The organism is Nocardia sp. NPDC057455, assembly GCF_042802775.1.
In the GTDB taxonomy this organism is placed as follows: Bacteria; Actinomycetota; Actinomycetes; order Mycobacteriales; family Mycobacteriaceae; genus Nocardia.
In genome coordinates, this window is the sequence record NZ_JBHVDM010000018.1 from 45,555 (window position 1) to 58,384 (window position 12,830).

The 12,830-nt window shown below is 69.5% G+C and carries 12 protein-coding genes; 9 read left to right on the top strand and 3 right to left on the bottom strand.

Annotated elements, in window-relative coordinates:
* Positions 1-264 precede the first annotated feature (264 nt).
* The 6 genes from ACFU5M_RS10320 (at position 265) to ACFU5M_RS10345 (ending at position 6,455) form a co-directional block, all read left to right on the top strand.
* Complete coding sequence (locus tag ACFU5M_RS10320; protein ID WP_379046942.1) at positions 265-819, top strand: hypothetical protein; 555 nt, start codon at positions 265-267, stop codon at positions 817-819.
* Positions 820-1,058: 239 nt separating this feature from the next.
* The gene (locus ACFU5M_RS10325) at positions 1,059-2,261 is read left to right on the top strand and encodes a transcriptional regulator (protein ID WP_379046945.1); all 1,203 of its coding nucleotides are present in this window, start codon (positions 1,059-1,061) and stop codon (positions 2,259-2,261) included.
* A 104-nt stretch (positions 2,262-2,365) separates the two neighbouring features.
* Positions 2,366-3,883 (top strand): aldehyde dehydrogenase family protein, encoded by a 1,518-nt coding sequence (locus ACFU5M_RS10330; RefSeq protein WP_379046948.1) that lies wholly within the window; start codon positions 2,366-2,368, stop codon positions 3,881-3,883.
* Positions 3,883-4,281, top strand: a complete 399-nt coding sequence (locus ACFU5M_RS10335) for a DUF779 domain-containing protein (RefSeq protein ID WP_379046951.1) — start codon at positions 3,883-3,885, stop codon at positions 4,279-4,281. The genes ACFU5M_RS10330 and ACFU5M_RS10335 overlap by 1 nt, the downstream gene beginning before the upstream one ends.
* Positions 4,282-4,455: 174 nt before the next feature.
* Complete coding sequence (locus ACFU5M_RS10340) at positions 4,456-5,865, top strand: MDR family MFS transporter (protein WP_379046954.1); 1,410 nt, start codon at positions 4,456-4,458, stop codon at positions 5,863-5,865.
* A gap of 224 nt (positions 5,866-6,089) precedes the next feature.
* Entirely contained in the window at positions 6,090-6,455 is a 366-nt protein-coding gene (locus ACFU5M_RS10345) for a DUF4345 family protein (RefSeq protein ID WP_379046957.1), read from the top strand.
* Between the two features lie 13 nt (positions 6,456-6,468).
* Here the strand turns inward: ACFU5M_RS10345 and ACFU5M_RS10350 are convergent, their stop codons facing one another.
* Positions 6,469-7,905, bottom strand: a complete 1,437-nt coding sequence (locus ACFU5M_RS10350) for an amino acid permease (protein ID WP_379046960.1) — start codon at positions 7,903-7,905, stop codon at positions 6,469-6,471.
* Positions 7,906-8,123: 218 nt separating this feature from the next.
* Here ACFU5M_RS10350 and ACFU5M_RS10355 point away from each other — a divergent pair, with 218 nt between their 5' ends.
* A complete protein-coding gene (locus ACFU5M_RS10355) occupies positions 8,124-9,311 on the top strand; it encodes a serine hydrolase (protein ID WP_379046963.1) in 1,188 nt (395 codons plus the stop codon).
* Between the two features lie 69 nt (positions 9,312-9,380).
* Positions 9,381-10,373 carry an LLM class flavin-dependent oxidoreductase gene (locus ACFU5M_RS10360; RefSeq protein ID WP_379046966.1) on the top strand — a complete coding sequence of 331 codons (993 nt, stop codon included), beginning with the start codon at positions 9,381-9,383 and terminating at the stop codon, positions 10,371-10,373.
* 6 nt (positions 10,374-10,379) lie between these two features.
* Here the strand turns inward: ACFU5M_RS10360 and ACFU5M_RS10365 are convergent, their stop codons facing one another.
* Entirely contained in the window at positions 10,380-11,207 is an 828-nt protein-coding gene (locus tag ACFU5M_RS10365; protein WP_379046969.1) for an NADPH-dependent oxidoreductase, read from the bottom strand.
* 110 nt (positions 11,208-11,317) lie between these two features.
* On the opposite strand from ACFU5M_RS10365, the gene ACFU5M_RS10370 reads away from it, so the two are divergent.
* On the top strand, positions 11,318-12,073 hold the full coding sequence (locus tag ACFU5M_RS10370) for a siderophore-interacting protein (protein ID WP_379046972.1): 756 nt from the start codon (positions 11,318-11,320) through the stop codon (positions 12,071-12,073).
* Between the two features lie 4 nt (positions 12,074-12,077).
* On the opposite strand, the gene ACFU5M_RS10375 is transcribed toward ACFU5M_RS10370, so the two are convergent.
* Positions 12,078-12,809 carry an HD domain-containing protein gene (locus ACFU5M_RS10375; protein WP_379046975.1) on the bottom strand — a complete coding sequence of 244 codons (732 nt, stop codon included), beginning with the start codon at positions 12,807-12,809 and terminating at the stop codon, positions 12,078-12,080.
* Positions 12,810-12,830 lie beyond the last annotated feature (21 nt).

Below are 12,830 nucleotides of genomic sequence, written 5' to 3' on the forward strand. Positions count from 1 at the left end.
ATATCAGGCGCTGGCGCGTGAATTCCGCAAGGCGTCAGCGGAATCAGCACACATTCTGCAATTCGGCCGAAACGGACAGCGAAACAACCGCTGCCCGTGCGTAATTCAGCAGCGCACCGGCTGCGGCCACGTCACCGATTTTTCGTGAAATTCGCAGAACGATTGCTTCGCGAAAGCCCTGCGGCCAGAATGGGTGGGGCCGAGAACCGGCATCTTGGGGATTCGTCGGCACTCGTGGCCGACACGACTATGTGGGGAAAAACGATGAGAGTCAACAGATTCGCCGCAACCGCCCTACTGGCGGTCGGAGCCACCGGAATAGCGACGGGTGTCGCGCACGCACAGCCCGCGGCACCGGCGCAGGTCAGCGTGCACGGCGTCGAGCAAGGAATCGGTTTCACCTCGGCTCCCGCCGCCGACGGCACCGGGGTGGTCACCACCCTCGACGCGGGTACCTTCGCGTTGACGGCCGACGCCAGGGCGGTCGAACTGCGCAACGGCGCGGGACAGGTCGTCGCGACCATGCCCCTGGCGTTCCAGGCCACCGGCGCGACGCACGGGCTGGCGCCCACGATCACCGACGCCGGCCGCACCCTCACGGTGACGCCGGTCGGCGCGCCCGCGTCCACCGAGCGCCTCACCCAATTCGTCGGTGAGGACGAAACGCTCGCGCGCAAGCAGTACAACGCCGGCGTCGGCGCCATCATCGGCGCGGGCATCGGCGCCGTGATCGGCTTCTTCCTCGGCGGGGTCGGCGCGCTGGTCACCGTTCCCATCGGGGCGGGCATCGGTGCGCTGATCGGTTTCTCCACACCGTAACCGGCAGAGTCGGTGTGCGGCCCCCGAAGGACGGCCGCACACCGATCGCCGGTCGCACCGCCGGGATTCCCTGGACGTCCGCGTACTTTCGTGCGCCGCTCGGCCGAGGGGAACGCTGCGGTCCGACCGTCGTTCGTCCACGACCCGTGGACGTCGAGCCGAAACGGAATGCCCGGCTGTGCTGGGGCATGATGGGAGGGCACGGAGACGATCGGAGCGAAGACACAGGATTCGCGGAGATGGCACAGCGCAGTTCCCTCTCGCAGCAACGCGCTGCACTGGAACAAGAGTGGTCCCGATGGATACCCGCCGGGACACCGCAGGGTGATTCCGCGCTGCGCAGCGAGGTCGCGCAATCGTGGCTGCGGTCGTTGCGCACCGTGGATCCGGCGTGCGAGCACGCACCCTGCGCCGAAGCCGATGTCGCCGCCCGCTGGGCCGAGTCTCCCTTGCGCACACCGGTATCCGAACTGACCGACCAATTGCGCGACATCACCGAAGGCGCGGGCTATGTCGCGGCGATCACCGACGAGACCGGCACCATCCTGTGGTCACACGGCGGGCCGGTGATGCGCCGCCGCGCCGAACAGGTCAACTTCGCGCCGGGCGGTCGATGGGACGAGGCGCACATGGGCACGAACGCGCTGTCGCTGGCGTTGCGCACCGCGCGGCCGCACACCGTGTTCTCCGCCGAGCATCTGGTCGCCGCCCTGCATGGCTGGGTCTGCTACTGCGCGCCGATCCGGGCCGCGGACGGTCGCCAGCTCGGCGTGCTGGACCTGTCCACCACCTGGGATCGCGCGCACCCGCTGGCCATGTCCACCGCCCGTACCCTGGTCACCGCCATCGAGACCAAGCTGCACCACCGCATGGCCACACCGGGTGTACGGCTGACCTGTCTCGGCGCCACCCGCTTGATCCGCGACGGCGCACCCGTGCGGCTACGCCCGAGGCACCTGGAGATCCTGGCCCTGCTGGCACTCGAACCCGAGGGGTTCACCCACGAACGCCTGCACTTCGCGGTGTACGGCGACCGGCCGGTCGGGACGAGCACGCTCAAGTCCGAGATGTCCTACCTGCGGCGCGCCACCGGCGGCGACATCACCAGCCGGGTCTATCGGCTGGTGAGCCCGCTGTCCTGCGACGCCGTGGACGTGCTCGCGGCGCTCGAAACGGGCGACACCGCCACGGCGGTCGAGCTGTATCGCGGGCCGCTGCTGCCGGACTCGGACACTCCCGGCATCGTGCAGTGGCGCGAGTATCTGGAGGTCGGCGTGCGTACCGCGGTGCTGTCCAGCGGAAACGTCGAGCACGCGCTGCGTTACGGCGAGCGCGTCCCACACGACATCGAGATCCACGAACACGCGCTTCGCCTGCTTCCCCCGGGCGATGGGCGTCGTGCCCTCGCGGCCGCCCGGCTGCACGGCGCGCTGCGCGACTGAGCTCGCGCGCCTCAACGTTTCGTCAACCCTCGCGGTGCATAGTGACCCGCATCACGGCCGCCGTGCCGTGTGCATCATCCGCAACCAGCGAGGAGTCACCCGCCATGAGCTACGCGAAGCCGGGAACCGAGGGCAGCGTCGTCGAATTCGCCACGCGCTACGACAACTTCATCGGGGGTGCGTGGACCGCCCCGGTGGAAGGCCGCTACTTCGAGAATCCCTCCCCGGTGGACGGCCAGACCTTCTGTGAGGTGGCGCGGTCCTCCGCCGCCGACATCGAACTGGCCTTGGATGCCGCACACCGGGCGGCCGACGGGTGGGGCGCCACGTCGACCACCGAGCGCGCCAACCTCCTCAACAAGATCGCCGACCGGATCGAGGACAACCTCGAGGCCCTGGCCGTGGCCGAAACCTGGGAGAACGGCAAGCCGGTCCGCGAAACGCTTGCCGCCGACCTGCCACTGGCGGTCGATCACTTCCGCTACTTCGCCGGGGCGGTCCGCGCCCAGGAAGGCGGCATCAGCGAGATCGACGCCGACACGATCGCCTACCACTTCCACGAACCTCTCGGCGTCGTCGGGCAGATCATCCCCTGGAACTTCCCGATCCTCATGGCCACCTGGAAGCTCGCGCCCGCCCTCGCCGCGGGAAACGCCGTGGTGCTCAAGCCCGCCGAGCAGACCCCGGCCTCGATCCTGAAGGTCGTCGAACTGATCGCCGATCTGCTGCCGCCGGGAGTCCTCAACGTGGTCAACGGTTTCGGCGTCGAGGCGGGCAAGCCGCTGGCGGCAAGCCCACGCGTGGCCAAGGTCGCCTTCACCGGCGAGACCACCACAGGCAGGCTGATCATGCAGTACGCCAGCGAGAACATCATCCCGGTCACACTCGAGCTGGGCGGTAAGAGCCCCAACATCTTCCTGCCCGACATCATGGCCGCCGACGACGCATTCCTCGACAAGGCGGTGGAGGGCTTCGTGATGTTCGCCCTCAACCAGGGCGAGGTGTGCACCTGCCCGTCCCGCGCGCTGATCCACTCCTCGATCTACGACGAGTTCATCGCCCGGTGCATCGAACGCACCAAAGCCATCCGCAGCGGCAATCCGCTCGACGAGGCGACCATGATCGGCGCACAGGCCAGCAACGACCAGTTCGAGAAGATCCTGTCCTACATCGATATCGGCCGCCAGGAGGGCGCCGAGGTGCTCACCGGCGGCGGCCCGCGCAAGGTCGACGAGTTCCCCGGCGGCTTCTACGTCGAGCCGACGATCTTCTCCGGCCGCAACGACATGCGGATCTTCCAGGAGGAGATCTTCGGGCCGGTCGTGTCGGTGACCACGTTCGACTCCGTCGACGAGGCGCTGGAGATCGCCAACGACACCCTCTACGGACTCGGAGCGGGAGTGTGGACCCGCGACATCAATGCCGCCTATCGCCTGGGCCGCCAGATCAAGGCGGGCCGGGTGTGGACCAACTGCTATCACGCCTACCCCGCGCACGCCGCCTTCGGCGGGTACAAGAAGTCCGGCATCGGGCGCGAGAACCACCGCATGATGCTCGACCACTACCAGCAGACCAAGAACCTGCTGGTCAGCTACTCGCCGGACAAGCTCGGATTCTTCTGATGCCGGATCCGGTCGGCCGCGTCGAGTTCACCGCACCGGCGCGAGCACTGCTGAGCCGACTGATCGAGCAGCACGGCCCGGTGATGTTCCATCAGTCCGGCGGCTGCTGTGACGGCAGCGCACCGATGTGCTACCCGCGCGGCGAATTCCGGGTCGGCGCATCGGACGTGCTGCTGGGGCACCCGGCGGACACTCCGTTCTGGATGAGCGCCGACCAGTACGAGTATTGGCGGCACACCCATCTGACCGTCGACGTGGTGCCGGGCCGAGGCAGCGGGTTCTCCCTGGAAGCGCCCGAAGGAGTGCGCTTCCTGATCCGTTCGCGGCTGCTCACCGACGAGGAACTCGCCGTGCTGGAGGCGCAGCCGCCCCCGACCGGGGCGGATCTGCCGCACTGACCCGGGGCCGCGGGCCACCGACGACTACGGTCGCGCCGGTGCACCGGCAGGGCTGCTCACCAACCGCCGCCGGGTGAGCAGCCCTGCCGAGCACGAAAAATCCGTGTGCGGGAATAGCCGGGAGCCGGATACGGTCGTTCGAGGTGATTAGACAGGCGAACGAGAGGGGCCGCGGTGGCGACCGAGACTGTGACGGCGGCCGTGGGGCTTCGATCCGAGCGCGGCGCCATCCTCGGCTCCCTGATGCTGGCGACCGCGCTGGTCGCGCTCGACTCGACGGTCATCGCCACGGCGGTACTCACCATCACCGACAGCCTCGGCGGCTTCGCGCAGTTCCCATGGTTGTTCTCCATCTATCTGCTGGCGCAGGCGGTGACGGTGCCGATCTACGGCAAGCTCGCCGACACGGTGGGCCGCAAACCCGTGATCTTGTTCGGCATCGCGATGTTCGCGCTGGGTTCGCTGCTGTGCGGGGTGGCGACCAGCATGCTCGGGCTGATCGTCTTCCGCGCCGTGCAGGGCATCGGCGCCGGAGCGATCCAGCCGATGACGATGACGATCGCGGGCGATTTGTACACGCTGTCGGAGCGCGCCAAGGTCCAGGGATATCTGGCCAGCGTGTGGGCCATGTCGAGTGTGGCGGGCCCGCTGCTGGGCGGCCTGTTCGCCGAGTACGTCAGCTGGCGCTGGATCTTCCTGATCAACCTTCCGCTCTGCGCGCTGGCCGGATGGATGCTGGTGCGCAATTTCGCCGAGGCCGCGCCGCGCCGCAGGCAGAGCGTCGACTATCTGGGTGCCGCTCTGCTGACCGTCGGCGCGGGCGCGCTGATCCTCGGACTGCTCGAAGGCGGCCAGGCGTGGGCGTGGACCTCGCCGGTCAGCGTCGGGATCTTCGTGGGCGGCGCGCTCCTGCTCGTGCTGTTCGGGCTGGTCGAACGCAAGGCGCGGAATCCGATCCTGCCGCTGTGGGTGTTCACCCGCCGCGTGGTGATCGCCAGCAGCCTGGTGTCGGTCCTGATCGGCGCCGTCCTGATCGGAGCGACCTCTTACGTGCCCACCTTCACCCAGGGTGTGCTCGGCACCGGCGCGCTGGTCGCGGGACTGACCGTCGGCGCGCTCACCCTCGGCTGGCCGCTGGCCGCGTCCCAAGCGGGCAAGGTGTACCTGCGCATCGGCTTTCGCGCGACGGCCCTGATCGGCAGCGGTCTGGCGGCGCTCGGCGCCGCGAGCACGCTGCTGATCACGCAGCACTCCGCGCTGTGGCAGGTCGCCGCGTCGTGCTTCGTGATCGGCACCGGTATGGGCTTGGTCGCGACGCCGACCCTGATCGCGGCGCAGACCAGTGCCGAGTGGACCGAACGTGGCGTGGTCACCTCGGCCAACATGTTCGCGCGCTCGCTCGGCAGCGCGGTGGGCGTCGCCGTATTCGGTGCGATCGTGAACTCACGGGTCGGCCACACCGACCATCCGCTGCCCGCCACACTGGCCTCGGCGGTGCATCTGGTCTTCGTCACGATCGCGGCGATGGCCGCGGTCATGCTCGTCGCTTCGGCGATGATGCCCCGGGGGTCGGCGACCGGCTGACCGTCGGTCCCCCACCGCGCTCGGACACAGTGGCGCGAGGTGCTCCGGTCGCTCCGGACAGGTGGGCGGCAACCGGGTGGCACCGATGCCGGGCGGCCCGCAGACCAGGAATGCACCGACGAAGCGGACGACACGACTCGAGGCAGCGGGTTTTCGGAAGCGTCCGGCACCGGCCCTGGCGCAAGCTGAGCTTCCCGAACCGAACCGAAAATCTGGAGGTCGCAGTGGCACAGGCCGTATGCGGGATCGTCGGCGTCTTCTTCCTCGGCATGGGCGTGTACGCACTCGCCGCGCCCACCGCGCTGATCCGGCCGTTCGGCGTCCGGCTCACCGAGGCGAGCGCCCGCTACGAAGTGCGCGCCGTCTACGGCGGCTTCGGCCTCGCGATGGCGGCCGTGCTCGCGGTGGCCGCGACGGACCTCGGTTCGCTGCGCGGCGGGATCATGGTCGCGGTCGGCGCGGCGCTGGCGGGCATGGCCGTCGGCCGGGTGGCGTCCGCCGTGCTCGATGAGCGGACGGCCTTCTACCCGACCTGGTTCTACGGCGTGGTGGAGACGGTCGGCGCTGTCGCGCTTTTCGCGGCCGCCTAGCGGAGACCGCTCGTCAGCTGGTGTGCACGGGGTCGGTCGCGGTGCTGAAGCTACCGACCTTGCGCAGCGCGAGGTACCCGGCCGACACCAGCACCGCCCACACCGCGCCGACGACGATCGCGGTGCGCCCGCTGTCGGTGAACAGCAGCAGCACGACCACCAGCGCGAGGAACGCCAACGCCAGCACGGTGGTGTAAGGCGCTGCGGGCAGCCGGTAGTCGCTCGCGGGCAGCTCCCCGCGGGCGACCTTGGCGCGGTAGAGCAGGTGGCAGACCAGGATGACGCCCCAGACGAAGATGATGCCGATGGTCGACACCGAGGTGATGTACGCGAAGGCCTTGTCCGGGGAGATGATGTTGACCACCACGCCGATCACCATCGCCGCCGCCGACGCGGTGATCCCGGTGTAGGGCACCGCGTTCGCGCTCAGCTTGCTCAACCGGGCGGGCGCCTCGCCGCGCAGCGACAGTGTGCGCAGCATCCGGCCGGTCGAGTAGATCCCCGAGTTGCACGACGACAGTGCGGCGGTGAGCAGCACGAAGTTGACGATGCCCGCCGCGCCGGGGATGCCGATCTGCTCGAAGACCTCCACGAACGGGCTCTTGCCCGCGTGGAAGTTGCGCCAGCTCGACACCGCCATGATCACCACGAGCGCGCCGACGTAGAACAGGCCGATCCGGAAGGGAAGCGTGTTGATCGCCTTGCGCAGCGTCTTGCGGGGCTCGCGTGCCTCCCCGGCGGTGACGCCGACCAATTCCACACCGACGTAGGCGAACAGCACGATCTGCAACACGAGCAGCGACTGGCCGAGGCCGTGGGGGAACACGCCCCCGTCGGCCCACAGATTGGTGACGGTGGGGTCGGGCGCGTGACCGAAACCGAACATCAACACGCCGATGCCGAGCAGGATCATGCCGACGATCGCGGTCACCTTGATGGTGGAGAACCAGAACTCGCCCTCGCCGAACAACCGCACCGAGATCAAGTTGGCGCAGAACATCACCGCGAGCACGACCAGTGCGGTGATCCACGGCGCGATGTCGAACCAGTACTCCACGTACTTGCCCGCCACGGTGATCTCGGCCATGCAGGTGGCCACCCACACCGCCCAGTACGACCAGCCGGTCACGAAACCGGCGAAGCGACCGAGGAATTCGTGCGCGTACTCGGCGAAACTGCCCGAGATCGGCCGGTAGGTCAGCAATTCGCCGAGCGCCCGCATGATCACGAAGATGGCCAGGCCCGCCGCGAGGTAGGCGAGGATGAGACCGGGACCGGCTTGCTCGATCGCGCCGCCCGCGCCGTAGAACAGGCCGGTGCCGATCGCGCCGCCGATGGCGATCATCTGAATGGTGCGTGGGCTCAGGCCCCGGGCATACCCCTCCGAGTCCCCGCCGTCCGCTGGATCCGAGGCTTCCACGTCCTGAAGGTGACGGTCGGAGGCTGTCATACTGCGGTCCTTCCCCTCGCTCGGCAGCGGCGCCGGTCGCCTGCCGGTGGGCCGGACACACGATGTCGGATCATCGCACGCCCGGCCCGGCTCGGGTGGTCACGCTACCGCCCCGCCCGCGCGCGCGTCGTCTCCGGTCCGGCCGCAGGGGCCGTCCGGACCTACCGGACCGGCGTCGGACATGCCATCATCGGATCCCCTACCGATGGACTTTCGTCATGACCGAAGCACCGCCCCGGCGCACGCGTCCCGGCCGCTCCGCGCTCCGCGCCGTCGTCGTTCTGTTCGCGATCGTCGCCGTCGCGGTCGGCGCGGCGTTCGCGACGACCGCCGTCCTGCACATCCCGTCGCCGCCGACGCTGCTGCGACTGCTGACCGACCCGCCGTCGGCGCAGGGCGCGCTGTTCGAGAGCCGGACGGTGGCCGCCGCTCCCACCCCGCGTCCCCTGCCGATCGCACCGCGGCCGCTGCCCGACCAGGTGCCCTGGAAGGGCTCGCACCTCTCGATCGCCGACTTCCTCGGTATTACGCACACCAATTCGTTCCTCGTCCTGCGCGACGGCGCTTTGACGCACGAGTGGTACCGCGACGGCTTCACCGCGACCACCCGCCAGTCCTCGTGGTCGGTGGTGAAGTCCATCGTGTCGCTGCTGACCGGCCGAGCCGTCGCGGCGGGGAAACTTACCGAGGACGACCGCTTGGTGCAGATCCTGCCCGAGCTGACCACCGGCGGCGAGTACGACACCGTCACCATCCGCGACCTGCTGGACATGGCCTCCGGCGTAGACGTATCGGAGAACTACAACAAGTATCTGCCGCTGACGGGCACCGCCCGGATGTACCTCACCGAGGATCTGGCCGGATTCGTCCACGACCACCACGGCCTGCGGTTCCCTCCGGGCAGCGCGGGCGAGTACCGCAGCGTGGACACCCAATTGCTGGGCATGGCGCTGGCGCGGGTCGAAGGCCTGCCGCTGGCCGAGCTGCTGGAGCGCGACATCTGGGCGCCGATCGGCGCAGAAGACGACGCGCTGTGGAACATCGATCGCTCCGGGGGCCAGGAAAAGGCGTTCTGCTGCTTGAACGCGACCGCCCGCGACTTCGCCAAGATCGGCCGGCTGGTGCTGGACGGCGGCCGGGCAGGCGACGCGCAGATCGTGCCGCCGGCCTGGGTGGAACGCATCCGTACGCCTGCACCGCACCAGGTGGGCGTCTGGCCCTACAGCGCGCAATGGTGGCACCCGACCGGCGGGGACGGCGCCGACCTCACCGCCGTCGGCGTGTACGGCCAGTACGTCTACGTGGACCCGCCCAGCGGCACCGTCATCGTCAAGCTCAGCGACCACGGCACCACCCAGGACGAGCAGGAGACCATCGAGGTCTTCCGCATGATCGCACGCGGCTGAGGCGGCCGGGCGAAATACACCGGAGACGGGCGGCGTTGGCAGTGGAGATCGCCACTGTGGAGGAGCCTTATGATCGACGTCCCGCTGTCCGTACTGGATCTGGCGCCGGTGCAGTCCGGCCGCACCGTCCGGGAGGGGCTGGACGCGACCACCGAATTGGCCAGGCGTACCGAGGATTTGGGCTACCACCGCTTCTGGGTCGCTGAGCACCACAACATGCCCGGTATCGCCAGCTCGGCGCCGAGCGTGCTGCTGGCCCACTTGGCCGCCGCGACCTCGACCATCCGGGTCGGCTCCGGCGGGGTGATGCTGCCCAACCACGCGCCGCTCGTGGTCGCCGAGCAGTTCGGCACCCTGCACGCGCTGCATCCCGGCCGGATCGACCTGGGCATCGGACGCGCGCCGGGCACCGACCAGGCGACCGCCCGCGCGCTGCGGCGGAGCGCGGACGGACTGTCGGCGGAATCGTTTCCCCAGGAACTGGCCGCTTTGCTGGGCTTCTTCCGCGGCGCCGATCCCGGCGGCATCGCCGCGACGCCGGGTCGCGGTGAGGAACCGGAGATCTGGCTGCTGGGTTCCAGCGGCTACAGCGCCCAGGTGGCCGCGGTGCTCGGGCTCTCGTTCGCCTTCGCGCATCACATCAGCCCCGACAGCACCGAGCAGGCGCTCGCGCTCTACCGCGAGCATTTCCGGCCTTCGGAGCGCCTGGAGCGCCCGCACGCGATGGTGGCGGTCGCGGCGATCTGCGCCGACACCGACGAGCGCGCCGAGGCCCTCGCCGGTCCGCGCGACCTGGCCTTCCTGAATCTGGTGCGCGGCACGCCGCAGGCGCTGGCCACGCCGGAGGAAGCGGCCGCGTTCCGCCCGTCGGAGCACGAGCGAACGTTCATCCGGCAGCGCCGGGCCGGGCAACTGCTCGGCTCGCCGGAGACGGTGCGCGGCCAGCTCGTAGACCTGCTGGAGCGCACGCGGGCCGACGAGCTGATGATCAACACGCTGGTCTACGACATCGATGACCGCGCCCGATCGTTCGAGCTGCTCACCGAGAAGGTCACCGCGTGAGGCGGGTCAGTGCAACCGGAAGCCGTGGTTGGTCAGCGATTCGCGCAGCCGGTGCCTGCCGTTGAGCGCCGCCGCCGAGGCCAGCCGGGCCAGCACACGGTCGGTCCAGGAATGCGCGAGCTGTTGCTCCGCGTAGAAGTCCGCGATCCGGGTCTCGTACTCGGCCACGTGCGCCCGCTGCGCGTCCAGATCGTAGGTCTCCCGGTGCAGGACGGCCTCCTGCGGCAGGCGCGGCTTCACCCGTGCGTCCTCGGCCGGGTCGGGGTGGCCGACCACCAAGCCGAAGACGGCGAAGACCTGCGGCGGCAGGCCCAGCTCGGCGGCGACTTCTTCCGGCTTGTTGCGCAGCGCGCCGATGTAGACGGTGCCGAGTCCGAGCGATTCCGCCGCCACGACCGCGTTCTGCGCCGCGAGCGCGGCGTCGATGAAGCCGACGTAGCTCGATTCGAGGTAGTCCGCGCCCTCCAGCGGCGCGCTCCGGTCTTCGGCGAGCTGGCGCAGGCGGGCGAAATCAGCCGTCCAGACCAGCAGCACCGGCGCTTGCACGATGTGGGCCTGGTCGCCCGCGAGCGCCGCCAAACGTGCCTTGCGCTGCGGGTCGCGCACCGCGATGACGCTCCAGACCTGCAGATTCGAGGAGGTCGGCGCGGACTGCGCCGCGGAGATCAGCAGCCGCAGCGTGGCATCGGGCACCTGGTCGGACAGGTAGCGGCGCACCGAGCGATGTTCGTGCAGCACTTGCAGGACCTGGTTCCACTGCGCGGGCTCGACCGGTCGAGGGTCGCGGTAGCGCTGCTGCACGGCGTGGGTCGGTGTCGGCACGGACTGCGTCATGGGCATCATCCTTTCGTCCGCGCGGCGCGCCGTCAGCGGTTGGCCGCACCCTGAGCCGAACACGAGTAGGGTAAGTAAGGCAATCCTAATAACATTTATCGGAGGTTCTCTTGGCACGTCCCCGCACCACCCTCACGGTGCAGCGCACGGAATGGCTGACCCCGCACCTGATCCGGGTGCACCTCGGCGGCCCCGGCTTCGCCGCGTTCCGGCCCAGCGAGTTCACCGACTCGTATGTGAAGTTCATCTTCCCGCAGGACGGGGACGAGGTGGTCCGCACATACACCGTCCGATCCGTGGACACCGTCGCCGGGGAGATCGCGGCGGACTTCGTCTACCACGGCGCGGAGGGCATCGCGGGTCCGTGGGCGGCCGCGGTCGAGCCCGGCGAAACCATCGACCTGTATGGCCCCGGCGGCGCATACTCTCCGCGCCCGGACGCCGACTGGCATCTGCTGGCCGGTGACGAGGCGGCACTGCCCGCCATCGCCGCAGCGCTCGAGGCTATGCCCGGTGCGGCGACCGGGCTGGCGTTCGTCGAGGTCGCCGGTCCGGACGACGAGTTGCCGTTGAAGAAGCCGGACGGCATCGAGCTGACCTGGCTGCACCGCGGCGTCCGGCCACCCGGCGAAGTGCTCGCCGAAACCGTCCGTGCGGCGCCGTGGGCGCCCGGACAGGTTCAGGTGTTCATCCACGGCGAAGCGCAGGCGGTCATGCAGGATCTGCGCCGCTATGTCCGCAAGGAGCGCGGCGTTCCGGCCGAGTGGGCGTCGTCGATCTCCGGGTACTGGCGCCGCGGCCGCACCGAGGAGGGCTTCCGGCAATGGAAGGCCGAACTGCGGGCGGCCGAGGAAGCCACCGGCTGAACCGTCAGTCGCCCCACCCGCTCATCGCCACGATGGCGTCCCAGGTGAGCGTCGGGAGTTCGGGGTGGCGCTGCTGGACGATCACACCGGCGAGGCTCGCGGGTGGCGCTTTCCGCGGATTCGCCAAGGCCTGGGTTTCGATCGCCGCGCCGAGCGCGCGGCTACCGCCCAGCCGCGGATACGCGGCGTGCACCAGGTCGGCGAAGCCGGGCGGTAGGTCGGCGGGCGCGCCGCCCACGTCGACGCCGATCCCGTCCACCGCGATCCAGGTTTCCGGCGGCCTGCGGCGGCGCCAGACCGGCGAGTCGGTGAACCCGGTGGTGTGCGCGGCGATGGCGTCCCAGATCGTGTCCACCCTGGCGTCGGTGACGCCGTTGTCCTCGAGGAATCGCGCGGCGCGATCGGCGCCGTCGACCTCGAACCTCTGGTCGTCGCCCGCGTTGTCGGCCAAACCGAGGTCGTGCAGTGCGCAGATGAGATACATGGTCTCCTCGTCGTAGTCGGCGCCGGGCCGCAGCCCTTGTCGCTCGGCGACCGCACGTCCGAAGAGGAAGCCACGCACGCTGTGGTTGCGCAGCATCGGGGAGAGTTCGGCGGCGATGAGTTGATTCGCTCTCTCCGCCAATGAGGTAGACGGAAAGTTCACTTGAAAATTCTGTGCCGCAGCCGGTTTCGACGCGACGTAAGCGCTCGCGGCAATGCCCGCGCCCAGCGCGGAACGACGAGACATGGACATGGTCGTACTCCTGGTGAGTGA